This is a genomic window from Flavobacterium adhaerens (assembly GCF_040045115.1).
Taxonomy (GTDB): Bacteria; Bacteroidota; Bacteroidia; order Flavobacteriales; family Flavobacteriaceae; genus Flavobacterium; species Flavobacterium adhaerens.
The window spans coordinates 121733-145103 of sequence record NZ_JBDLZX010000005.1 but is presented as its reverse complement, the minus strand read 5'-3'; the positions used below and the strand labels follow the sequence as shown (position 1 = coordinate 145103).

20 protein-coding genes and 1 tRNA gene are annotated in these 23371 nt (G+C 34.0%); 12 read left to right on the top strand and 9 right to left on the bottom strand.

What is annotated here, in order from left to right; all coding sequences use genetic code 11:
- Positions 1 to 24 precede the first annotated feature (24 nt).
- Positions 25 to 888: a hydroxymethylglutaryl-CoA lyase gene (locus tag ABEB18_RS08615; protein ID WP_348798865.1), complete on the bottom strand. Its 864-nt coding sequence runs from the start codon at positions 886 to 888 to the stop codon at positions 25 to 27.
- 55 nt (positions 889 to 943) lie between these two features.
- The gene (locus tag ABEB18_RS08610) at positions 944 to 1963 is read right to left on the bottom strand and encodes a quinone-dependent dihydroorotate dehydrogenase (protein ID WP_348798864.1); all 1020 of its coding nucleotides are present in this window, start codon (positions 1961 to 1963) and stop codon (positions 944 to 946) included.
- Positions 1964 to 2177: 214 nt separating this feature from the next.
- Here ABEB18_RS08610 and ABEB18_RS08605 point away from each other — a divergent pair, with 214 nt between their 5' ends.
- The 4 genes from ABEB18_RS08605 to ABEB18_RS08590 all read left to right on the top strand — a co-directional run bounded on the left by ABEB18_RS08605 (position 2178) and on the right by ABEB18_RS08590 (position 6211).
- Positions 2178 to 3662 (top strand): glycosyl hydrolase, encoded by a 1485-nt coding sequence (locus ABEB18_RS08605; protein ID WP_348798863.1) that lies wholly within the window; start codon positions 2178 to 2180, stop codon positions 3660 to 3662.
- Positions 3663 to 3760: 98 nt separating this feature from the next.
- A complete protein-coding gene (locus ABEB18_RS08600) occupies positions 3761 to 4654 on the top strand; it encodes a dienelactone hydrolase family protein (RefSeq protein WP_348798862.1) in 894 nt (297 codons plus the stop codon).
- Positions 4655 to 4796: 142 nt separating this feature from the next.
- Positions 4797 to 5240, top strand: a complete 444-nt coding sequence (locus tag ABEB18_RS08595) for an SRPBCC domain-containing protein (protein WP_348798861.1) — start codon at positions 4797 to 4799, stop codon at positions 5238 to 5240.
- Between the two features lie 131 nt (positions 5241 to 5371).
- Positions 5372 to 6211, top strand: coding sequence for an amidohydrolase family protein (locus ABEB18_RS08590; protein ID WP_348798859.1), 840 nt, complete (start codon positions 5372 to 5374; stop codon positions 6209 to 6211).
- Positions 6212 to 6307: 96 nt separating this feature from the next.
- On the opposite strand, the gene carB is transcribed toward ABEB18_RS08590, so the two are convergent.
- Positions 6308 to 9163, bottom strand: a complete 2856-nt coding sequence (carB, locus tag ABEB18_RS08585; RefSeq protein ID WP_348798858.1) for a carbamoyl-phosphate synthase large subunit — start codon at positions 9161 to 9163, stop codon at positions 6308 to 6310.
- A 146-nt stretch (positions 9164 to 9309) separates the two neighbouring features.
- Positions 9310 to 9471: a 50S ribosomal protein L34 gene (gene rpmH / locus ABEB18_RS08580; RefSeq protein WP_008464848.1), complete on the bottom strand. Its 162-nt coding sequence runs from the start codon at positions 9469 to 9471 to the stop codon at positions 9310 to 9312.
- Positions 9472 to 9638: 167 nt separating this feature from the next.
- Between rpmH and ABEB18_RS08575 the strand changes: the two genes are divergently transcribed.
- Together ABEB18_RS08575 and ABEB18_RS08570 are read left to right on the top strand one after the other, a co-directional pair.
- The gene (locus tag ABEB18_RS08575) at positions 9639 to 10154 is read left to right on the top strand and encodes a DUF2892 domain-containing protein (RefSeq protein ID WP_348798856.1); all 516 of its coding nucleotides are present in this window, start codon (positions 9639 to 9641) and stop codon (positions 10152 to 10154) included.
- A gap of 166 nt (positions 10155 to 10320) precedes the next feature.
- Positions 10321 to 11013 carry a TlpA family protein disulfide reductase gene (locus tag ABEB18_RS08570; RefSeq protein WP_348798855.1) on the top strand — a complete coding sequence of 231 codons (693 nt, stop codon included), beginning with the start codon at positions 10321 to 10323 and terminating at the stop codon, positions 11011 to 11013.
- Positions 11014 to 11045: 32 nt separating this feature from the next.
- Here ABEB18_RS08570 and ABEB18_RS08565 read toward each other — a convergent pair whose 3' ends face one another.
- The gene (locus tag ABEB18_RS08565; protein ID WP_348798854.1) at positions 11046 to 11717 is read right to left on the bottom strand and encodes an alpha/beta hydrolase; all 672 of its coding nucleotides are present in this window, start codon (positions 11715 to 11717) and stop codon (positions 11046 to 11048) included.
- A gap of 275 nt (positions 11718 to 11992) precedes the next feature.
- On the opposite strand from ABEB18_RS08565, the gene ABEB18_RS08560 reads away from it, so the two are divergent.
- From ABEB18_RS08560 to ABEB18_RS08540, 5 genes are all read left to right on the top strand, one after another.
- The gene (locus ABEB18_RS08560; RefSeq protein WP_348798853.1) at positions 11993 to 12526 is read left to right on the top strand and encodes an AAA family ATPase; all 534 of its coding nucleotides are present in this window, start codon (positions 11993 to 11995) and stop codon (positions 12524 to 12526) included.
- Positions 12527 to 12578: 52 nt separating this feature from the next.
- Positions 12579 to 14486, top strand: coding sequence for a RecQ family ATP-dependent DNA helicase (locus ABEB18_RS08555; protein ID WP_348798852.1), 1908 nt, complete (start codon positions 12579 to 12581; stop codon positions 14484 to 14486).
- Positions 14474 to 15421, top strand: a complete 948-nt coding sequence (gene fmt, locus ABEB18_RS08550; RefSeq protein ID WP_348798851.1) for a methionyl-tRNA formyltransferase — start codon at positions 14474 to 14476, stop codon at positions 15419 to 15421. Before ABEB18_RS08555 ends, fmt begins: the two co-directional genes overlap by 13 nt.
- 180 nt (positions 15422 to 15601) lie before the next feature.
- The gene (locus tag ABEB18_RS08545; RefSeq protein ID WP_348798850.1) at positions 15602 to 15874 is read left to right on the top strand and encodes an HU family DNA-binding protein; all 273 of its coding nucleotides are present in this window, start codon (positions 15602 to 15604) and stop codon (positions 15872 to 15874) included.
- Between the two features lie 126 nt (positions 15875 to 16000).
- Positions 16001 to 16561, top strand: a complete 561-nt coding sequence (locus ABEB18_RS08540; protein ID WP_348798849.1) for a YqgE/AlgH family protein — start codon at positions 16001 to 16003, stop codon at positions 16559 to 16561.
- Here the strand turns inward: ABEB18_RS08540 and ABEB18_RS08535 are convergent.
- Positions 16553 to 17392: an aminotransferase class IV gene (locus ABEB18_RS08535; protein WP_348798848.1), complete on the bottom strand. Its 840-nt coding sequence runs from the start codon at positions 17390 to 17392 to the stop codon at positions 16553 to 16555. The two genes, ABEB18_RS08540 and ABEB18_RS08535, sit on opposite strands and share 9 nt — an antisense overlap.
- 52 nt (positions 17393 to 17444) lie before the next feature.
- Complete coding sequence (locus tag ABEB18_RS08530) at positions 17445 to 17837, bottom strand: START-like domain-containing protein (protein WP_348798847.1); 393 nt, start codon at positions 17835 to 17837, stop codon at positions 17445 to 17447.
- A gap of 153 nt (positions 17838 to 17990) precedes the next feature.
- Here ABEB18_RS08530 and ABEB18_RS08525 point away from each other — a divergent pair.
- Positions 17991 to 18064: transfer RNA gene (locus tag ABEB18_RS08525), tRNA-Met, on the top strand.
- A gap of 180 nt (positions 18065 to 18244) precedes the next feature.
- Here ABEB18_RS08525 and ABEB18_RS08520 read toward each other — a convergent pair.
- Both ABEB18_RS08520 and ABEB18_RS08515 read right to left on the bottom strand, forming a co-directional pair.
- Positions 18245 to 20269, bottom strand: coding sequence for a DUF2264 domain-containing protein (locus tag ABEB18_RS08520; RefSeq protein WP_348798846.1), 2025 nt, complete (start codon positions 20267 to 20269; stop codon positions 18245 to 18247).
- Between the two features lie 10 nt (positions 20270 to 20279).
- Positions 20280 to 23369, bottom strand: coding sequence for a glycoside hydrolase family 2 TIM barrel-domain containing protein (locus ABEB18_RS08515; protein ID WP_348798845.1), 3090 nt, complete (start codon positions 23367 to 23369; stop codon positions 20280 to 20282).
- Between the last annotated feature and the right edge of the window lie 2 nt (positions 23370 to 23371).

Sequence of the window (23371 nt, the reverse complement as noted above, 5' to 3'; positions counted from 1 at the left end):
TGAATATTAAATATGACTTCTTAATCAATGAAAAGCTTTAAATAATTTTGAAGCTTCGTTATAGGCACTTTCAAAACTCATTGGACTACAATTCGTATTCTCTTTCTGAACTGTAAAGTAAGACAACAATTTCTCTGTTGGCATATTCCCAGTCAAACTATCGGTAGCCATTGGGCATCCTCCAAAACCTTGAATGGCACCATCAAAACGACGACAACCACTTTTATAAGCAGCATCTATTTTCTCTAACCATTTATTAGGAGTTGTATGAAGATGGGCTCCAAACTCGATATTAGGATATTGCGGAATTAAATGAGAAAATAAATATTCGATTACTTCTGGTGTAGAACTCCCAACGGTATCAGAAAGTGATAAAATTTCGACTCCCATTCCTGCCAATTTTTCAGTCCAATGCGCCACTATTTCGACATTCCAAGGATCTCCGTAAGGGTTTCCAAATCCCATAGAAAGATATGCTACCGTTTTTTTATTGGTCTTATCGGCAATATTTAAAATTTCTTCAAGGGTAACCAGAGATTCTGCAATTGTTTTATGCGTATTGCGCATTTGAAAATTCTCGGAAATTGAAAAAGGAAAACCTAAATATTGAATAGCCGAGTGCTGAGAAGCCAAAACTGCTCCTTGAACATTAGCAATAATTGCCAACAATTTACTTCGTGTTTTAGACAAATCAAGTTGTGCTAACACTTCGGCAGTATCTTGCATTTGCGGAATTGCTTTTGCCGACACAAAACTACCAAAATCAATTGTATCAAAACCTACACGCAATAAAGACTGTATGTAAGAAACCTTTTTCTCTGTCGGAATAAAGGCTTTGATACCTTGCATTGCATCTCTTGGACATTCGATAATTTTTATACCCTCCATAACTATCAAATATATAAAAAAGGTTTTGTGTTATAAAGAAAGAAAAAATATCGGCTTATTTTTTGGCCAAAATAGCTTTGTTTATTTTTTTGATTAATGCAGGGCCTTCGTAAATAAAACCAGTATATAATTGTAATAAACTTGCTCCTGCTTCTAATTTATCGAGAGCATCTTGGGCAGAATGTATTCCCCCTACACCTATAATTGGGAAAGCTTTATTGCTTTTTTCAGATAAAAAACGAATCACCTCAGTAGATCTGGAAGTCAAAGGTTTTCCTGACAATCCTCCTGTTTCAGTTTGATTTAAAGATTTTAATCCACTTCTAGAAATGGTCGTATTCGTTGCGATAACACCTGCAATTTTAGTATCTTTTACAATATCAATGATATCTAACAGTTGTTCATCGGTAAGGTCTGGAGCAATTTTAAGCAATATGGGTTTTGATTTTGGCATTGCCAAATTCTTGTTTTGCAAAGTCTGTAATAATGCTGTTAGAGGCTCTTTTTCTTGCAATGCTCTAAGATTTGGTGTATTGGGTGAACTTACATTTACCACAAAATAATCCACATAATCGAATAAAGCATCAAAACAAATTTCATAATCAGCGGTAGCATCTTCATTTAAAGTAAGTTTATTTTTTCCGATATTCCCTCCAATCAATACTCCTTTATTTTTTTTCAAACGTTCAACAGCATCAAGAACACCATCATTATTAAACCCCATTCTGTTAATAATAGCAGAATCCTCTTTTAAACGAAACAAGCGATTTTTATCATTACCTGGTTGTCCCTTTGGCGTTAGCGTACCTATTTCGATAGAACCAAATCCAAAATTAGAAAGTTGTGTATATAAAACAGCATTTTTATCAAAACCTGCGGCTAATCCAACCGGATTTTTAAACTTCAACCCAAACACCTCAGTTTCTAATCTTTTATCATTTACCTGGTAAATAAATCGAATCAAAGAAGATACCCCTGGGATTTTTGAAACTATTCGGATAAAAGAAAAAGTAAAATAATGCACATCTTCTGGATCGAAGCAAAAAAGTAGTGGGCGAATAAAAATCTTGTACATAACTTATAATTTGGTTGGCACAAAAGTAAAGAAATGTTTTCAGTTTTAGGCATAGATTTCTTTTTAAAGACTTTGTTTGGTTAAAATTCAAAAAAAACTTTCAATTGACCTCAAAACCTAACTTGATGTGTTTTTGATGTGATTTTTAACCTCCTAAGTAAGTACTCTTTAAAGTATTTTTGAAATACTCTTTTATTAATACATTAATTATAGTATGCTAAAAATTACGCTTTACATCATTGCATTTATCTACTCCTTATTTTGTTTTAACAGTCACGCACAAGTAAGTCCTAAAAGAGGAGTTGCTTATGGTAAACATAGCGTTGCCGATATGAATGCTCTAAAATCTGGAATTTCTTGGTGGTACAATTGGTCTGTTGCACCTGAAGTTACCGTAAGTGCGGATTATGAAAGCATGGGAGTAGAATTTGTCCCTATGGCTTGGGGCAAAATAGACAATCCAGATGCATTTATCGCTACAATAAAACCTAATACCAAATATTTATTAGCTTTTAATGAGCCTAATTTTAATGACGGTGCTAGATTGACTCCGCAAGAAGCCGTAAATGCTTGGGCCAATATCGAAAAAATAGCGGCCGCAAAAGGATTAGAAATTGTAAGTGCTTCACCAGCTTACAATGGTCCTTCCAATTACGGAGGATATCAAAGTCCAATTGCTTGGCATGATGAGTTTTTTAGTCTTTGTCCAACTTGTAAGGTTGACTATATTGCTTTTCATACTTATGATGATACAGCAGGCTCTGTGATTGGGGTTACTGGCTTATTAAAAAAATACAATCGCCCTATTTGGGTAACCGAATTTGCAAACAGAGTAATACAATCGGCAACAGACAAGACTAATTTTATGAAAGAAGTTGTCACGTCATTTGAAAACGATCCCGATATTTATCGCTATTCATGGTTTACTTGTAGAGTTCCTGCCGATTGGACTGATATGTTAGAAGGACAATTACTGGGTGCTGCAAGCGGGACAATAAAACCAATAGGCACTGCTTATTTGAATGTTCCTTACACCTCCAAAAAAATGAATGTTCCTGGCCGAATTACCGCCAACAAACACTATCGCAGACGAGGAACTGGTTTACAAAATACTACCGATGGAGGTACAGTTCAGAACGTTTGCTTTGTTGATCCTGGTGATTGGGGCGAATATATGATACAGGTTTCCAAAAATGCTTCCTATCAGCTTACCTTTAGAGTTGCTTCGCTAGATGCTGGCAAATTCGACATTAGTGTTAATGGGGTTATCGTAAAAACAGATGAAACTTTTGACGCCACTGGTGATTTACAATCTTACACTGACAAAATCGTTAGTGGTATAATTTTACCCGAAGGTGAGAACTATATCAAAATTCATTACAAATCAAAATTCAACTTCAATTATATAGATGCCATTGACGAAAGTACGCTCGGAATTCCTAACACAACTCTAGAAAACAACAAAATGTTTTTCTATCCAAACCCATTTACAAACGAAACTAAAATCCAAATAAGATCAGCCAAAAAAGACCCCATTCAACTAAAAATAATAGATATGAAAGGTAGTGTTTGTTTTTCTAGTAATGCTTTTTATACCAATCAAAATATCACCATAGACAATAATCTGTCCCCTGGAACTTATACTGCAATTGTTATTTATGGAAATACTAAAAAAACATTCAAAGTGATTAAAAACTAAACCAAATTGTCATAATTTAGATAGACAGTTCCAGCTCGTTTTTCCACATAAATTCAATCATTTTTTTCCTAAATTAGTTGATTCAAACAAGAAAAGCCATGAAAAAACTAACCAAAGAAGACATTAGTCAAGAAGTTTTTGACCTTTATGATGATTATGCCCATAACAAAATCGAGCGAAGACAGTTTATCGAAAAATTATCGCTATTTGCCATCGGAAGTCTCACTGTACCGTCGCTTCTTAGTTTTATAACCCCAAACTATATCGATTCAATCACCATAAAACCTGATGATCCGAGACTAAAATCAGATTATATTACCTATCAATCCCCAAAAGGAGGCGGTACCATCAAAGGACTTTTGTCGCAACCAGTCAAAGGCAAAAAAAAGTTACCTGGAATCATTGTCGTACACGAAAACCGTGGCCTTAATCCTTATATCGAAGATGTGGGACGAAGAGCCGCCGTAGAAGGCTTTATCACCCTAGCTCCCGATGCTCTCACCCCTCTTGGCGGATATCCTGGTAATGACGATGCTGGCAGGGAACTCCAAAAAAAGCGATCACGTGAAGAGATGCTCGAAGACTTTATTGCCGCTTACCAATACCTCATAACCCACCCCGATTGCAATGGTTATGTAGGCGTAGTCGGATTTTGTTTCGGAGGTTGGATTTCGAATATGATGGCGGTGAAAATCCCAACATTACCAGCGGCAGTACCTTATTATGGAGGGCAACCCACTACCGCAGAAGCCGAAATGATAAAAACTCCATTGCTTCTACATTACGCTGAGTTAGACACTCGTGTCAACGAGGGCTGGCTAGCTTATGAGGCCATTCTCCAAAAGAACAAAGTCGAATATACCGTCTATAATTACCCCAAAGTCAATCACGGTTTTCATAATAACTCAACACCTCGATACGACGAGGCTGCCGCAACGCTATCCTGGACACGAACTATCGATTTTTTCAAACAAAAACTGAAAAAGAAATAATAACAGCATCTTGATTTTCCCTGTACAGACGGATTTGAATTTTTACTGTACAGACGGATTTGAATTTTTACTGTACAGACGGGTTTGAAACCCGTCTCTACAAAAATTATATTAAACATTTTACAATCAACAAAAAATAAAAATGATGAAACTATCCGCAAAAGCAACAATTCAAATTCAAAAGCCCATTGAAGAAGTTTTTGAAGGCATCGTCAATCCCGACAAAATGACTCACTATTTTATATCTGAAAGCACTGGCCGATTGGAAACTGGCGCAGAACTATCGTGGAAATTCCCAGAATTCCCAGAACGTTTTCCGATAAAAGACATTCAAACCGAAAACAACAAATTGGTTTCTTTTGTTTGGGACAATGAAACCATTGTAAGCATCTTTCTGGAAGCACAACCCGACCAAAGCACTGTGGTAAAAGTTTCTGAAAGTGAAAAAGAATTCAACGAAAACAACTTAAAATGGGCACTGGGCAACACCGAAGGCTGGGCCAATTTTCTCGCCTGCATGAAAGCTTATCTAGAGCATGGAATAGAACTCAGAAAAGGCGCTTTTGATTTTATGAGAAAAAGTTAAACTCAAAAATCAGCATCAAGTTTGTCATTCTTCAAGAATCACACGCAAAATGTTCTTTCCTTATATTTGAAGAAAGCAAACTGAGCTTTTTTTTACTGGCTGATGTTACCTGCAATACTAAAACCATTGGTATGAAAAAAACAATTTGGACACTAGTTTTACTTTTATCATTTATAAATCATCTAATGGCTCAAAAAATTTTTGATGTCCATATTCATGGAGACAAAGAGCCAAGTAATCAGTTAGTCAATTTGTCCTCAAACGGGGTTTACAAAGTGGCAGTGAGCACTTCCTGGAATTTGCAACAAAAGTATAAGGAGAATGAAAAATTTGGAATTTTACACGGTTTGATGTTGCCGTGCCCTGAAGGCAAAGTTCCATACAGCTCTCAAAATTGTTTTGACAATCAGAGTGATTTTCCCGACATCAATTGGGTTGAAAATTTAATGAAGGAAAACAAAATACAATTTCTTGGTGAGGTCTTAACTCAATATTACGGAATCTCGCCTTCTGATCCGAAAATGCATCCCTATTATGCCTTAGCTAAAAAATATGAAATCCCTGTGGGAATCCATTTTGGTTTAGCGGGACCAGACCATGGAGCTCCAAATTTCAAAGTTAGTTTAGGTAGTCCTATTTTATTAGAGGAAACATTGCAAAAATTTCCAAAATTAAAAATATGGATAATGCATGCTGGTGCTCCTTTCCTAGACGACACCATTGCTATTATGAAATACTACAACAATGTTTACATGGATATTTCTGCGCTAAACAATCCTTATATTTTCTCAGAATCAGACTTTCATTACATTATGAAAAGACTTATCGATTCTGGATTCGAGGACAGGATTATGTTTGGATCAGACAATGGCCCTATCAAACCAATAATTGACAATGTCAACAAACTAACTTTCTTGAATCAAACCCAGAAAAAAAAAGATTTTTTACAAAAATGCAGAATCCTTCTTTAAAAAATAAATCAGAAATCACCAACTGTTTTTAACTACATTACAACAACAAAAAAGAGGCTGTCTAAACAGCCTCTTTTCATATCTAAAGACTTGAGCTTATTTACTCAAATACATTTTTCTTCTGGAGTACAATTCGTAGAATTGATCGTCTTTTAAGTCATCGATAAACAAGATACTTTCTCCTGTCGATTTCATCTCTGGCCCTAATGCTTTGTTCACATTCGGGAATTTACTGAAAGAGAATACTGGCTGCTTAATAGCGTATCCATTCAACTGCGGGTTGAAATCAAAATCGGTTACTTTACTGTGCCCTAACATTACTTTGGTAGCATAGTTTACATAAGGCTCTCCGTAAGCTTTTGCAATAAACGGTACAGTTCTAGAAGCTCTAGGGTTAGCCTCGATGATATAAACCGTATCGTCTTTTATAGCAAACTGAATATTAATCAAACCAACCGTTTTTAATGCTTTCGCAATTTTGTGGGTATGATCTTTGATTTGTTGCATCACAAATTCACCTAAGTTAAAAGGAGGCAAAGTAGCATTACTATCCCCAGAGTGTACTCCACAAGGCTCAATGTGCTCCATTATTCCGATGATGTAAACATTACCATCAGCATCGCAAATCGCATCTGCTTCAGCCTCGATTGCTCCAGCCAAATAGTGATCTAAAAGCAATTTATTACCTGGAATTTGTTTCAATAAATTGATAACGTGTTCTTCAAGTTCTTTTTTGTTGATTACAATTTTCATTCCCTGACCTCCTAATACATAAGAAGGACGAATCAATAATGGAAAATCTAAAGAGTCAGCCAAAGCAGAAGCTTCATCGGCTGTTTCGGCAATTCCAAATTTAGGGAAAGGAATATGCAATTCTGTCAACAAATCAGAGAATCGACCTCTATCTTCGGCCAAATCAAGTGCGTCAAAACTAGTTCCTATGATTTTTACACCATATTTAGATAATTTTTCAGCCAATTTCAAAGCGGTTTGACCTCCCAACTGTACAATAACTCCTTCTGGTTTTTCGTGTTGGATAATATCGTAGATATGTTCCCAGAATACAGGTTCAAAGTATAACTTATCAGCGGTATCAAAATCGGTAGAAACGGTTTCAGGGTTACAGTTAATCATGATAGTTTCGTAACCACATTCTTTAGCAGCAAGAACTCCGTGTACACAAGAGTAATCAAACTCAATTCCTTGACCAATTCTATTTGGTCCAGAACCTAGAACAATAATTTTCTTTTTATCGGTAACAATACTTTCATTGTCAACATAACGTACACCGTCAGCTTTTTCAATTTCAGCTTCAAAAGTTGAATAATAATAAGGTGTTTTGGCTTTGAACTCTGCAGCACAAGTATCAACCAATTTAAACACACGGTTAATATTCATAGACATTCTCAAAGCGTGAACTTCACTTTCTAGACAATTCATCATATGCGCAATTTGTCTATCTGCAAAACCTTTTTGTTTGGCTTCTAGTAAAAGTTCTTTTGGTAAATCAGTCACTTTATAATTAGAAATTTCTTTTTCTAAAGTATAAAGTTCCTCGTATTGTTTTAAGAACCACATATCGATTCTAGTAATTTCATGAATACGGCTCAACGGGATTCCCATTGCGATTGCATCATAAATTACAAAAACACGATCCCAACTTGCATAAGTTAGTTTCTCGATAATTTGCTCATAATTTTTGTAACCTTTTCCGTCTGCCCCAATACCATTACGTTTAATTTCTAAAGATTGAGTTGCTTTGTGAAGTGCTTCTTGGAACGAACGTCCAATTCCCATAACCTCACCAACAGATTTCATCTGAAGTCCCAAAGTTCTGTCAGAACCTTCAAATTTATCAAAATTCCAACGAGGGATTTTCACAATCACATAATCCAAAGTTGGTTCAAATAATGCCGAAGTTGATTTTGTAATTTGGTTTTGCAATTCATCTAAGTTGTAACCTAAAGCTAATTTAGAAGCGATTTTTGCAATTGGATAACCAGTAGCTTTTGATGCTAATGCAGATGAACGAGACACACGAGGGTTGATTTCGATTGCCACGATATCTTCTTTTTCGTCTGGAGAAACTGCGAATTGTACGTTACATCCTCCAGCAAAATTCCCTATACTACGCATCATTAAAATTGCGTAGTCACGTAATTTTTGGAAAGTGGTATCCGATAATGTCATGGCTGGCGCAACTGTAATCGAATCTCCAGTATGGATTCCCATTGGGTCCATATTTTCGATAGAACAAATAATAACAACGTTGTCATTTTTATCTCTTAAAAGCTCCAACTCGTACTCTTTCCATCCCATCAAAGCTTTGTCTATTAAAACTTCGTGAATTGGCGAAGCTTCAAGACCTCTAGTTAAAAGCTCATCAAAATCTTCTTTTTTGTAAACCACAGCTGCTCCAGTTCCTCCAAGTGTAAACGAAGGACGAATTACCAATGGGAATCCAAATTCTTGAGCAATTTCTTTCCCTTCTAAATAAGAAGTAGCTGTTTTTGCAGGTGCAGTTGGTACATTTATTTTTTCTAAAAGCTGTTTGAACTGCTCTCTGTCTTCGGTAATATTGATTGCGTTTACATCAACCCCTATTAATTTTATTCCAAAATCCTGCCAAATTCCTTTTTCTTCAGCTTCCAAACATAAATTCAATGCAGTTTGACCTCCCATTGTTGGCAAAACAGCATCGATTTGTGGATGTTCCTTCAGAATTTCAATAATCGATTTTGTTGTTAAAGGTTTTAAGTAAATATGATCGGCCATAGAGGGGTCGGTCATAATTGTCGCTGGATTCGAGTTAATCAAGATTACCTCAATTCCTTCTTCACGAATAGAACGTGCAGATTGTGATCCTGCATAATCAAATTCGCAAGCTTGACCAATAACAATAGGTCCTGAACCTATTATTAAAACTGATTTTATTGATGTGTCTTTAGGCATTTTATTTGTATTGAGTAGTTGTTATTTTCTATTAAAAAACATTCGCAGTACTTTATAAACTAGAATGTTACAAGATTTTTTACCGACAAGGTATAAAAAAAGGCGATACTAAAAAAGTAATCGCCTTATGTATGTTTATACAAACATTATTTTTTGTGTCTAGGTTCACTAGAAACAGTCAATTTATGTCTTCCTTTAGCTCTTCTACGCGCTAGAACTTTTCTTCCATTCGCAGAAGCCATTCTGTCCATAAATCCGTGTTTATTTCTTCTTTTTCTTTTCGATGGTTGAAACGTTCTCTTGCTCATTGCTTTATATGTTTAAAATCTTAATTAAATGTCTATTTCTATTTTGGGATGACTGTTATTCCAAAACTGGGTGCAAATATACAAAGACTTTTTTTTTTAGCAAGTAGTTTTTAAAAAATATTTTCAAATCCTTTTACTATCTTTGTAACCCTAAATTATTATACATTATGTTTCATAAAAATATCAAACTTATTATTGCTGGACTTATCATAATTACTGGCATTTGGCAATTTACTGAAAGCAATATTGGTAACGGAATCTTTCTTATTTTATTATCAGCAATTCCAATTTTTTTATATTTCAAAAACGAATTTATCTTACTTGCCTTTTTAAAACTTAGAAAACAAGACTTTGAAGGAGCTCAAAAATGGTTGGCTCAAATCAAAAATCCAGAAACAGCATTAGTTCGAAAACAACAAGGTTATTTCAATTACCTACATGGTATTATGAATTCACAAACCAATATTAATTTGGCTGAAAAATATTTCAAAAAAGCAATTGAGCTTGGCTTATCTATGGATATGGATTTGGCGGTTGCTAAATTAAATTTAGCTGGAGTTGCTATGACACGCAGAAGAAAATTGGAGGCTACAAACTTATTGAATGAAGCCAAAAAGCTTGATAAACAGAATATGTTGAAAGAACAAATCGCAATGATGAAAGAACAGATGAAAAAAATATAGTTTTATATATCATTTTTCATACAAAAAAGCGTTCTATTATTTTTTAGAACGCTTTTTTTTGTATTTTTAATTCCTTTTATCCGATTTTTTCGCTGTTAATCGATAAATCGGTTTTGAAGTGTTAATAATTACATAATTTCGGCAAATTATTTGATTTCAAAACTTTATGAAAAAAACACTACTTATCTTATTCCTTTTCAACCTGTATTCTTCATACAGTCAAGATACGATAATGTATTTTTCTGATGCAATACGTCAAAATATTAAATCCTACAAAAAAGCTTCGAATAATGCTTACGAAAGCAATGACATTAAAGAAGGTAAAAGACTTTTTGATTCTTTAGTAAAAACAAAATTAGTAGGCACTAAATTTGACGACTTCACTCTTAAGGTTTATAAAGAAAAAAATGTAAAAATAAACAGAATCAATAAACCTGTTTTCATCATTACTTATTCGTCATGGTGCGTAATTCCAAAAGGCGAAATTCCTGCCTTAAATATACTTGCCAAAGAACACAGAAACGATATGCAATTCATTGTTGTATTTTGGGACAAAAAAAGCGATTTAAAAAAAATCGCCTTCAAATTTAGTAATGATATAAAAGTTTGTTATGCCAATGAATTTTACCCAAAAGATTCTCGAATAGTAGCTACTATAAAACACACTTTAGGTTTTCCGACTTCAATATTTCTTGATGAAAACAAAAATGTTGTAAGCATCAAGCATTTCGAAAACAAAACCAAATTAAAAACACCTATAAAAGAAGCTATTATTGCTAGCTACAATTATTTTAGCAAAGACATAAACGAAAATCTTGTAAACACTTCGTCAAGAAACAATACTTTTACCACAAATTAAAGAAAATAAATTACCGACTCTCTGACTCCCTTTTACATATCTTTGTATATACCCAAAATAATAAGTGGCAAATTTGCATTTAACCATCTGTACTTATTAATAATCATAACGTGAGTTCCTTTTGGAATCACGATGCAATCCTTAATATATTTAATCGGAAAAACATCATCGGCATCTCCGTGTATGTGAATCACATCAGGATCTACAACGGTTCTATCCCACAAAATCACCTGTTCAATTGCCCAATCCAAATAACGAACGTCTCTCACGGTAAGAAACTTTTCATACAACTCTAATCTTTTATTAATCTTTTCTCCAAAAGAAAATTTAGCTAGATTTTCAAAATTTTGAACCAAGCTGATGGGTAACAATTTATACGCCTTTGTATTTTTAGCAAAAACCATTCGCTTTGGAAACTCCAAATTGGTTTTGACACTCGAAATAATAACAAGTTTACCGACCTCGATAAAACGAGCCATTTCTTGAACTAAAATTCCACCAAAAGAAACTCCGATCAAAACTGGATTCTCATGTTTCACTTTTCGACTCATCCGTTTTGCATATTCCTGCAAAGTTTCATTTTCTAATGGAATTTCCCATTCCAAAAAAAACATCTCAAAACTATCTTCAGGAAGTTTTATTCTTTCAAAAATAGTTATACCCGCAGCTAAACCCGGCATAAAATAAACTGGAATTTTACTCATAGCTATATTTCTAAACACCATTAAAATCAAAAAAAAAGCCGAACAACAACTACCTGTCCGTTTCTTAAATTACTCTCTAAAATTAAAGATTAAAAACTTTAATCCTACCAATCAACACCAATATTCACAAAAATTTAAATGAATCTATAACGATGACATCATAAAAAAAGAACTAGCACATCTCTAAATCAATTTTACTTTTTTTTGAATGTTTAAAATACCAATGATTTCAAAAACCAATAAGTTTGAGTACTTTTGCCACTTAATTAGAAAAAGTGCAGAAAGAAATTATTGTTATCATTGGCGGTCCTGGTACGGGAAAAAGTTCTATAATAGAAAAACTAATCACAAAAGGATATTGCTGTTATCCTGAAATTTCTCGTGAAGTAACACTTGAAGCTCAAAAAAGAGGTATCGAACAACTGTTTCTAGAAGACCCTTTATTATTTAGCCAAATGCTACTTGATGGAAGAATCAAGCAATTTCAAAATGCTCAAAAAGAGCCTCACCAATGGGTGTTTATAGACCGCGGAATACCTGATGTGGTTGCCTATTTAGATTACATAGGCGATGATTACCCAAAATCTTTTGATGACGCTTGTCGCAATTATAAGTATTCCAAAATCTTTGTTTTACCTCCTTGGGAAGAAATTTACGAAAGCGACAGTCAGCGTTACGAAAATTTTGATCAAGCTCAAACTATCTACAAACACCTTGTTAAAACATATACCAATTACGGTTACGACTTAATTGAAGTCCCAAAAGACAGCATCGATAACAGAATTCTTTTTATATTAGATAAAATTTAGCAATTGATAGAAAGCTATCAATGCAAACCAAAACCAATCTAAACTTGAAATAATGCCAACAGCATTAGAAATTCTTCAAAAATATTGGCAACACAAAAAATTTAGGCCTTTACAAGACGAAATTATCGACTCCGTTTTAAACGGTCATGATACTTTTGCGCTAATGCCAACTGGAGGAGGCAAATCAATATGTTTTCAAGTTCCAGCACTCATCAACGAAGGAATATGTTTAGTTATTTCCCCTTTGGTCGCCCTTATGAAAGACCAAGTTGCTAATTTGCAAAAAAGAGGAATTAAAGCAATCGCTTTGAACGGAGGAATAAAATCAGACGAGATAATTGATTTGCTTGATAACTGTCAGTTTGGAAATTACAAATTCTTATATATTTCCCCAGAACGCTTACAGTCGGATTGGATTTTAGATCGCATAAAAAACCTTCCAATCAATTTAATCACAATAGACGAAGCTCATTGTGTGTCGCAGTGGGGACATGATTTTAGACCTGCCTATTTAAAAATATCGAATTTAAAAACCCACTTTCAAAAAATTCCTTTTTTAGCTTTAACAGCAACAGCAACACCTCGAGTAAAAGAAGACATCTTACAGGAACTAGGCATGAAAGCCACAGTTCAATTTGCAAAATCTTTTGCACGAGAAAATATTGCCTATATGGTTTTTGAAGTCGAAGACAAACTTCACAGAATTGAACAAATCCTCAAAAAAAACCCTCAACCTTCAATTATTTATGTTCGAAATCGAAAATCTTGCTTAGATATTTCTTCTCAACTTCAAACCTTAGGTTTCAATGCCACCTATTATCACGGAGGTCTCACTTTGAGAGAGAAAAATAAAAATATGCAACTTTGGATGGAAGAAAAAGCCCAGGTTATTGTTGCTACAAATGCATTTGGAATGGGGATCGACAAACCTAATGTTAAAACTGTAATCCACATTCACCTTCCTGAGAATCTAGAAAACTACTATCAAGAAGCTGGAAGAGCCGGAAGAAATGAAGAAAAAGCATTCGCAATTTTACTTACAAGTCCTTCAGATGCTATCCAGGCCGAGAGTCAATTTATAACTATTCTGCCAGATAAAGCTTTTTTGACAACAGTATATATCAAATTATGTAATTATTTTCAAATCGCTTATGGTGAAGGTATAAATGAAGAATATACTTTTAACCTGAATCATTTTTGTCACAAATACAATTTCCCAACTATAAAAACTTACAATGCAATTCAGTTTCTTGACAACCAGGGAGTATTGACATTGTCACAAGAATTTTCAGAAAAAATCACTTTACAATTTTTAATCGAATCTAAAGAAGTTATTCGATACACCAGTTTAAATCCAAATGACGAAGAAATAATCCTAACGATTCTCAGAACTTATCCTGGTGTTTATGAGATGCAGACCTCATTCAATTTGCCTTTGATTGCCAAAAAATCTCAACATTCAGAGGCTGAAGTTCTTACTGTTTTACACAAATTGAGAGACAAAGACATCATTGATTACCATTCTAAAAACAATGATGCTTCCTTAATTTTTAATGAAATACGGGAAGATGAAATGACAATTAATAAGGTGGCCAAATATTTATCAATCCAAAACAAACTAAAAAAAGAGCAACTTGAATCTGTTTTAAACTACATACAGCAAAAAAACAGCTGCAAAAGCAAACTATTATTGGAATACTTTGGAGAAAAAACACCAAACAATTGTGGCGTTTGCTCATACTGTATCACTCAAAAAAATCACAAAAAAAACTTTGGAGCACTCACCAAAACCATTTTAACATTACTTCAAAATGAAGATTTGAGTTCAAGAGATATTCAAAACAAGATTAAAAATCCATCAGACGACATTATCTTTGTCCTACAACAACTGTTAGAAAACAATCTTATAGTAATTCAAAAAAATAACAAATACACTTTAAAAACCGAATGGAAAAATTAAGAATTATTTTTATGGGAACCCCAGAATTTGCTGTTGGAATCCTAGACACTCTAATCCAGAACAATTATAATGTAGTGGGTGTAATAACTGCAGCAGACAAACCAGCTGGCAGAGGACAAAAAATAAAATATTCGGCCGTAAAAGAATATACCTTAAAAAACAACTTACACCTGTTGCAACCCACCAATTTAAAAGATGAAGATTTCCTTGCCGAATTAAAATCATTAGAGGCTAATTTGCAAATTGTAGTTGCTTTTAGAATGTTACCAAAAGTAGTTTGGGATATGCCTTCATTAGGAACTTTTAATTTACATGCTTCCTTATTACCAAATTACAGAGGAGCTGCTCCTATAAATTGGGCTATCATTAATGGAGAAACTAAAACTGGTGTAACCACATTCTTTATTGATGATAAAATTGATACTGGAGCCATGATCCTAAGTTCTGAAACCGAAATCGACAGCAACGAAAATGCAGGACAATTACACGATCGTTTGATGCATTTAGGATGCAGTACGGTTATCGAGACTTTAAAACTTATCGAAACCAATAAAGCAACCACTACAATTCAGAATGACAACTCAGATATCAAAACGGCTTATAAATTAAACAAAGACAATTGCAAAATTGATTGGACAAAATCGACTACTGAAATACACAACTTAATTAGAGGATTAAGTCCGTACCCTGCCGCTTGGTGTTATTTTACAGACAAAGAAGAAGAATGGCCTATAAAAATATACGAAGCCAAAGCCCTCTTGGAAACACACAACCACAATACTGGCACCATAATAAGTTCTAAAAAAGAACTAAAAATTGCAACCAAAGATGGCTACATTCAAATCCTTTGCTTACAATTTCCAGGTAAAAAGAAAATGACAATTTCTGAATTGTTAAATGGATTTGCATTTTCAGCTAACGCAAAAGCGCACTAACACCAACAAAAACAAGGATTAAGTAAGCTTTTTACAGAAATTTAGTTTACTTTATGAACAATAAAAACAAGTTATTAACAAAAGAAGCTAATTTTGTACAAAACACTTGCACACACCGTATTTACTGCTAATTTTGTTGTATTAACAATTATTTTAACCAACAATTAACATTCAATTATTATGAACAAATCAGAATTAATCGACGCTATCGCTGCAGATGCAGGAATCACAAAAGCAGCTGCAAAATTAGCACTTGAATCATTTTTAGGAAATGTAGGAAGTACTTTGAAAAAAGGTGGTAAAGTATCTTTAGTAGGATTTGGATCTTGGTCTGTTTCTTCAAGAGCTGCAAGAGACGGAAGAAATCCTCAAACAGGAAAAACAATTCAAATCGCTGCTAAGAATGTTGTAAAATTCAAAGCTGGAGCTGATTTAGAAGGAGCTGTAAACTAAATATAGTTTTCTTAACATAATTAAACCTTCCAATTGGAAGGTTTTTTTTACCTTTAAACGATAAAGATTAGAAAAGTTTGGTTACTCTGGTTAATTTTTACTAAATTTAATTAAAAATATAGCCTTATGATTTCAGAAAAATTAAAAAAAGGATATTTGCTTATTGCTGAACCCTCAATAATAGGAGACTTGTCATTTAATCGATCTGTTATCCTATTAGCCGATCATAATCAAGATGGTTCAATTGGTTTTATCATAAACAAGCCCTTAAAATACACCATAAACGATTTAATCCCAGAGATTCAAGCCAATTTCAAGATTTACAATGGTGGACCAGTAGAACAAGACAACTTATACTTCATTCACAACATTCCAGACCTAATCCCCAATAGTATTGAAATTTCCAACGGCATTTACTGGGGCGGTGATTTTGAATCGACCAAAGATCTCATCAATAGTGGCAAAGTCAAAAAAGAAAATATTCGTTTTTTCTTAGGATATTCTGGTTGGGACGAAAATCAACTCGAAGATGAAATGAAAGCCAACTCTTGGATCATCACCAAAAACAATTATGCAAATAAAATAATAGGAAAATCAACTGTTCATTTCTGGAAAGAACAAATTATGGAATTAGGTGGTGAATATCTTATTTGGTCCAATGCCCCTGAAAATCCCTATCTAAATTAAACCAAGAGCAACATTCAGTTCTTCAACCAATCTTTTTGAAAATTTAACTAAAAAATCCTTTTTCCTATATTTCGTTATAGGCTGCACCCCTAGAATTACATTTGTCAAAAACAATTCGTCTGCTTTTTGCAAATCAAATGGTGAAATAATCTCTTCAACTACCTCTATACCTCCTATTTTTTGGGCTAATGTTAAAATTTGTTTTCGCATCACTCCATTTAAGCAACCTTCGGAAACTGGAGGAGTAATCAATTTATTTCCACTTACCATAAAAATATTACCCTGCAAAGCTTCAACAACATTTTTATTATCGTTTAACAAAAGACAATTATCCAATCCATTTTCGTTTGCATAAATACTTCCTGTGATATTCACCAAACGATTAGTTGTTTTGATAGAAGATAATAATTGTTTGGTGATGTAAAAATCTTTAAACAAATCAACTTCATACTCCTTTTCATTAAACCCATACGCTTTGGTATCCAGTTTAACAGCTTTAATCAAAAAAGAAACAATATTGTTCGATGGCAGATAATTCCCCTCAGCATTTCTATAAACCGTAATCCTAGCTCTAGAAGAAGATTCTATATTGTTATTTTTAACCACCAAAAGTATTTGCTCTTCTAGGTATTCCATTGTAAAATTCATTGGGATTTCCATACGAACCACTCTCATAGAAGACATTAATCTAAAATAATGATCCTCTAAAAATAGAATTTTACCATCTACTATCTTAACCGTTTCAAAAACTGCATCTCCAAACAAAAAACCTCTATTTTGAGCCAATACATTTGTGTCTTCTGACACAATGGTTCCGTTAAAATTTATCATAAAAAAAGCCTGAATTAATTCAGGCAAATATAAGTTATAATATACAATATTACTATACCGATCCTATAACATGTTTTAGGTCTGTTATTTGATTACTCCACAACTGAGTAGCCTCTTCAACCTCATCTTTACTAGCAAAATCGACAACCATTAACGAAACATCTTTGGTCAATTCATCTACTAAAATATTCAACTCAAAGAAATACTCTGTATCCTTATTGTTCTCATCTACCCATTTAAATTTTACCTTCTCACCAGATTTTTTAGAAGCCAGCCTTGCCTTTTCTTGAGAATCATCCCAAATAAAAGTAAAGAACTCACCTCTTGAATTAACATCATCAGCAAACCATTCAGAAAGACCTGATGGTGTCGAAATATATTGATACAATAACTGGGGGGAAGAATTTATTGGAAACTCTATTTCGTAACGCACTTTTAAACTCATGAATCATTGTTTTAATTTCCGAAATATATAGATTATTACTCCAAAAAAAAAACCTTTTCAAAAAAATTTTTTTTTTGCATTTTTTGCTTGCAAACTCTAATTATTGTTTTATATTTGCACCCGCATTCAGGGGACAGAATTTGACCCTAATATGGCGAGGTAGCTCAGTTGGTTAGAGCGCAGGATTCATAACCCTGAGGTCACGGGTTCAACTCCCGTCTTCGCTACAAAAGACAAACCCTAACTAGTCAAATAGTTAGGGTTTTTTATTTGTCTTTTTTAAAAATTACCAATTATTATATTATTAACAACATTACTTTATTTAAAATACAAAAGCGGCTATACTTAACTCACAGGTACAACCGCTTTCTAAAGTTATTTCAAGAATAAGAATTAAAAAAAAGATTTTAAATCACTTTAAAAGTTCCATCGCTAAAGTCAACCTTAACTCCTTCTTTAGTTTGTTTAATACTTTTTATAGGAAGTAATTCTTTATTACTCCATTTTTTTCCAGATTCTTTCCAAAGCATTAAAGTAGCGTATGTGCTGTTTTTTTTGTTTTCAGGATCATATTTGGCCGTTACATCTATAACCGAACTTTCTTCGCTTTCAGTATGCAATCCCTTGGCAGTAACAACTTCGGATTGTTCCCAACCCAAAAGAGGAATCATTGCCAATTGGTATTTACCGTTATCGATAATTGTTACTTCATAGCCATCAACTTTTGTAGTTGTCGTAGTAATTTCTTTATCTAATTTAGGCAAAGCATAATGCCCTAATCGCATTTCTATTGGTTTATCTGAATTGTTTTTATCCACTCTCAGGATTCCATTAGCCAAAGGAATATCAGCCAAGCTAAATTTGATATTTTCATCAGTTTCCAGAACAACATCTCTAAAATAAATATCATTTTCAAATTTCTTGAAAGAATATAATTTAAAAGACTCCCATTTTTGTTCTTTATTTTTTATGACATAATTCATGGCTACCTCTCCGTTTTCGCCATCGGCCTGCCAAGGAAATGCACTATTATAAGAAAGGCGATTGTAGTTTTCTGTTGATCTAAATTTTTGCCAATCGTCTTTTACTTTTTCGTGACACCAAGCTCTCACTTCGGAAGCACCAATATTGGGATAATCAGTAATTAAAATTTGAGAATCGCCTTGGTATTTATTATACACCTCATCCTTTTTAAATTTGGTATCCCAATCCCCATTATTTTCTTTGGCTGTCCAAAACGGATTATCATCGGGTACTAATAGTCCTAAAAAAGCTTTTCCCATCCAATACACACTCCCTCTACAACTGTAAATTTGTACAGATGGCTCAAAAGCACCGTAAAAACCTAGTGTAGGCACTCTATCTTTCATAAAATCAGGATGGGTAAAAAATTGTTTTATCACACCAGATGAAATTCTGCGCATCCAACCAAAATTTGTATTCGAATCATTTTGAAAACCCATAAGCGGAAAAGGAACAATAGCACCTGTTCTATAACTGATACTTCTACCCCACATAATCATTTCGCCATCTCTACTGAATAAATTAGGGTAATTATTTTTTAAATCATTAAAATTGTTTTCAAATTTTGATGCTATTTCAGGATAATGTTTCTTTCCAAAATACTCCGACCAAATCACTCCATACATCTGAAAAGCCCACATACTATAATAGTCGTAGGCCGGACTATCATTGTACCACCCATTCCCTCTATAATGTTTTAAAGACTTTTCTAAATATTCAACCAGTAATTTTTCGTTGACAGTATAACCCTGTTCTTTGAAAAAACTCAAAACAAAAACATTAAAGAATTTCCAATTCGAATCGACTGTAGGACCATCACCATAACTCAACATAATTTTGGCTAAATCATCCTTTTGTTTTTGTGGCAATGGTTTCCATAAAACTTCAGGATTAGTAAGCATTGAAACCGCCAAAGCGCCAAATTCTACTAAATTCTGACTTGGGCCACCGTTTTTTGCTCTAGGAACTATGTATGATAGGCTCAAAGGATCACATAATTTCCCTATTTGATAACGATAATAATCGGCAACATTGATTTTATTGATTACCAAATTGGGATTTTCTTTCAGCAAAGGAGCTGCAACAAACAAAGTTCTGCAAAGGCCTTCCAACTTTTCGGTTGGCACTTGATTTTCATTTCTTGGATAACTTTTCCCTTCTTGTTTCGGGAACTTCATTGGATCTTCCAAAGTATGAACATAACTAAAAGCCCCCTCAAGTAAATACAACGCCGCATCTTTCCAGTGCTTCTTGGTCATTCCAGTATAAGGGCTGAGCTCATAATTTGGATTTTCAATTTGAAACACATTTTCAGTTCCCCTTTCTTGAGAAAAGACGGATATACTGAATAGCAAAAACAATGCTATTTTTAATTTAGTCAAACTTAAATTCATGGCTTTGGTAGGCATCAAATTATTTTTAAAAATTATAACTATTTTTTAAAGGCGAAAGTATAAATGTAAACTCATAATCTCCATAAGGTACCATATATTGTTCCAATGGCAAAGCTCCCCAGCTGTTTACGCTTCCAAGTCCCATTTGCACTTTATCAATAATTAGATTAGTAAAATCTGCTTTTGCTATTTCAGGAGAATGACGTTGTTGTTTTTCCTCTCCATCATCCAATGATTCTATACTGTAGTGTAATGCCGAAGCCGAAAAAGGCGCTTCAGCTATAATTTTCAAACCGTTTCCTGTTTTATCCAATTGTTTCCACCAACGAATATCTGTTTTTGTTCCTGTTTCCTGTGGTCGAATATAAGGATAGAATTGTTCTTCGACACTTTGAGAATAAACACCTAAGTCGGTACAATTATTTCGATCGCTGTAGTTCTCTATAGGGCCACGCCCATAATATTCGATTGTTTCATATTTTTTTGGCATTTGCAACTGCATCCCAAAACGGAACATTGGTGAAATTTTTGCCGTTTTATCGGTAATCATTTTTTGAGAAATCTTTATAGAACCTTCATTATTGATAGTATAAGTCAGACTCAATTTTGACGAAAGCTCTTTCATCTCATATTCAGCCTTTACTACAACAAATCCATCTTGAATCTTTGATTCTAAAGAAAGAAGTTTTATTTCGGGATTTTTCCAAGCAACAAATTTGCGTTGAAGATTTGCTCCAAAGTCATTATCTGTTGGAGCTCTCCAAAAATTAGGCGTAAGCGCTTGGCCCTCTTGAATAAATTCGGCACCATCGACTAAATAGTTACTTAAATACCCTGATTTTTTATTGAATTCAATTGTGAAATTTTCTCCATTAATAACTAAATAATTACTTTGGTTTGTAATTATGCTAGGCATAACTGTTATCGTATTTGTCTTTTCAATTGATTTTAATTCCAACGATGGCGCTTTGAATGGAACCAAAATTAATTGTTGTTTGGCAACAACCTCCCTTGCCGAAAGCAAATCTGTTGCTTCTTTCAATCGATAGGTTATATTTAACAACCACTCTTTATCTTGACTCGTATTCCCAATATCTAATGTAATGGTACGGCTACTTTGTGGAGCTACATCTAAATTATCAATTCTTCCTGTTCGGATTGACTTTCCATTAGCTAACACTTCCCATTCCATGTAATAGGCAGACAAATCGGTAAAGAAGTTTTCGTTATACACGCTGATTTCACCTTTTGCCAAATCAACGGGAGTCGTCCAGATATTTTGATAATAATAAGCCACTTCAAACAAATGTGGATTAGGTTTACGGTCAGGATTGAACAATCCGTTATCACAGAAATTAAAATCGGAGCCATCAAATCGGTTAAAATCACCTCCATAAGCGTAAATATCTACTCCATTCAAACCTTTTTTATGAATCGATTGATCAACAAAATCCCAAATAAATCCACCTTGTAGAGCTGGATATTTTCGTATCAAATCCCAATACTCTTTGATTCCACCTTGAGAATTTCCCATAGCATGCGCATATTCGCATTGAATAAGAGGTTTGTTCGTATCCGTTCGTTTTCCGTATTTTTCCATGTACTCATAATTGGCATACATCGGACAAAGAACATCGGTAAACTGATTTCCGTGAGCTTGTTCGTATTGACAGAGTCTGCTACTATCTTCGGCTTTTACCCACTTATAACAAGTTTCAAAATTAGGTCCAAATCCAGCTTCATTTCCTAATGACCAAAAGATAATACTGGTATGATTAAAATTGCGTTGTACGTTTCTTTGGTTACGTTCCAAATGAGCTTGCGCAAAAGCCGGATCCTTGGCTAATGTTTGCTCCTTATACCCCATCCCATGCGACTCTACATTTGCTTCGGCCACAACATAAAGTCCGTATTGATCACACAAATCGTACCATAAATTATCATCTGGATAATGACAAGTACGCACAGCATTGATATTGTATTTTTTCATAAGCTGTATGTCTTGCAACATTCTTTCAGGAGAAACAATATATCCTTTATCAGGATCAATTTCATGACGATTAACCCCTTTAAACAAAACCGCTTTTCCATTGACCAAAACCTGATTTCCTTTGGCCTCAATCTTACGGAAACCAATTTTTACAGGAATAATTTCATTACTGCCTTGCATTTCGGTAAACAATGTATATAAATAAGGGGTTTCGGCTGTCCATTTCTGAGGAGCTGTTACCTTTATAGTGGTGTTTCCGCTTCCTTTAGTTGTAGTAGCAGCTACTTGGTTTCCTGATGCATCTATCAATTTTAGATTCACATTTCCACTTCCTTTCAAATCCAGTTTTACAGATAATACTGCGTCTTTGTATTCGGCATCTAAATCAGTAGTTACTCGAATATCATGAACTCTTTTTTTACTGCGAGCATACAAAAAACAATCACGAGCTATACCACTAAAACGAAAAAAATCTTGATCTTCTAAATACGTCCCGTCGCACCAACGAAATACTTGAAAGGCAATTAAATTTTTTTGACCAGGCTTTAAATAAGGAGTTAAATCAAACTCTGCTTCTAATTTACTATCCTCACTATAACCAACGTATTTGCCATTTACCCATAGATACATATTAGAGGTTACCGATCCGAAATGAGCAATTATGTCTTTCCCTTTCCAATTGGCTGGAACCACAATTTCACGTCGATAAGATCCAACGTAATTATCATCTAAAGGTACATTTGGAGGATCATTTTTAAAAAAATTACTCCATGCATATCCAGCACTTACGTAAACAGGATCACCATAACCATTGAGTTCCCATAGAGCAGGAACGGCTATATTGGACCAGCCTTTATCATTAAAACCAGTTTTCCAAAAATCTGTAGGGCGTGAATTGGCATTTCTTACCCAATTGAATTTCCAAGAACCGTTTAAGGTCATATAATTATTTGACTCGGTTTTGCTATTCTTTTTGGCCAAATCTAAATTTTCATACGCAAAATAATTGGTATGCATGGACGTTCTATTGATAGCATTTACTCTTGGATTTTGCCATTCATTAGACTGACCGAATGAACAAAAATTTACTACTATAACAAATAGGAAAACAATTTTATTTTTCATCT

What these genes read in the sequence shown, in the direction of transcription:
- ABEB18_RS08555 (WP_348798852.1), top strand. Translation starts at nt 12,579, where the DNA reads ATGCCAACAGCATTAGAAATTCTTCAAAAATATTGGCAACACAAAAAA.
- ABEB18_RS08570 (WP_348798855.1), top strand. Translation starts at nt 10,321, where the DNA reads ATGAAAAAAACACTACTTATCTTATTCCTTTTCAACCTGTATTCTTCA.
- ABEB18_RS08535 (WP_348798848.1), bottom strand. Translation starts at nt 17,392, where the DNA reads ATGATAAATTTTAACGGAACCATTGTGTCAGAAGACACAAATGTATTG.
- ABEB18_RS08545 (WP_348798850.1), top strand. Translation starts at nt 15,602, where the DNA reads ATGAACAAATCAGAATTAATCGACGCTATCGCTGCAGATGCAGGAATC.
- ABEB18_RS08595 (WP_348798861.1), top strand. Translation starts at nt 4,797, where the DNA reads ATGATGAAACTATCCGCAAAAGCAACAATTCAAATTCAAAAGCCCATT.
- ABEB18_RS08610 (WP_348798864.1), bottom strand. Translation starts at nt 1,963, where the DNA reads ATGTACAAGATTTTTATTCGCCCACTACTTTTTTGCTTCGATCCAGAA.
- ABEB18_RS08530 (WP_348798847.1), bottom strand. Translation starts at nt 17,837, where the DNA reads ATGAGTTTAAAAGTGCGTTACGAAATAGAGTTTCCAATAAATTCTTCC.
- carB (WP_348798858.1), bottom strand. Translation starts at nt 9,163, where the DNA reads ATGCCTAAAGACACATCAATAAAATCAGTTTTAATAATAGGTTCAGGA.
- ABEB18_RS08575 (WP_348798856.1), top strand. Translation starts at nt 9,639, where the DNA reads ATGTTTCATAAAAATATCAAACTTATTATTGCTGGACTTATCATAATT.
- fmt (WP_348798851.1), top strand. Translation starts at nt 14,474, where the DNA reads ATGGAAAAATTAAGAATTATTTTTATGGGAACCCCAGAATTTGCTGTT.
- rpmH (WP_008464848.1), bottom strand. Translation starts at nt 9,471, where the DNA reads ATGAGCAAGAGAACGTTTCAACCATCGAAAAGAAAAAGAAGAAATAAA.
- ABEB18_RS08565 (WP_348798854.1), bottom strand. Translation starts at nt 11,717, where the DNA reads ATGAGTAAAATTCCAGTTTATTTTATGCCGGGTTTAGCTGCGGGTATA.
- ABEB18_RS08600 (WP_348798862.1), top strand. Translation starts at nt 3,761, where the DNA reads ATGAAAAAACTAACCAAAGAAGACATTAGTCAAGAAGTTTTTGACCTT.
- ABEB18_RS08590 (WP_348798859.1), top strand. Translation starts at nt 5,372, where the DNA reads ATGAAAAAAACAATTTGGACACTAGTTTTACTTTTATCATTTATAAAT.
- ABEB18_RS08515 (WP_348798845.1), bottom strand. Translation starts at nt 23,369, where the DNA reads ATGAAAAATAAAATTGTTTTCCTATTTGTTATAGTAGTAAATTTTTGT.
- ABEB18_RS08520 (WP_348798846.1), bottom strand. Translation starts at nt 20,269, where the DNA reads ATGCCTACCAAAGCCATGAATTTAAGTTTGACTAAATTAAAAATAGCA.
- ABEB18_RS08615 (WP_348798865.1), bottom strand. Translation starts at nt 888, where the DNA reads ATGGAGGGTATAAAAATTATCGAATGTCCAAGAGATGCAATGCAAGGT.
- ABEB18_RS08540 (WP_348798849.1), top strand. Translation starts at nt 16,001, where the DNA reads ATGATTTCAGAAAAATTAAAAAAAGGATATTTGCTTATTGCTGAACCC.
- ABEB18_RS08605 (WP_348798863.1), top strand. Translation starts at nt 2,178, where the DNA reads ATGCTAAAAATTACGCTTTACATCATTGCATTTATCTACTCCTTATTT.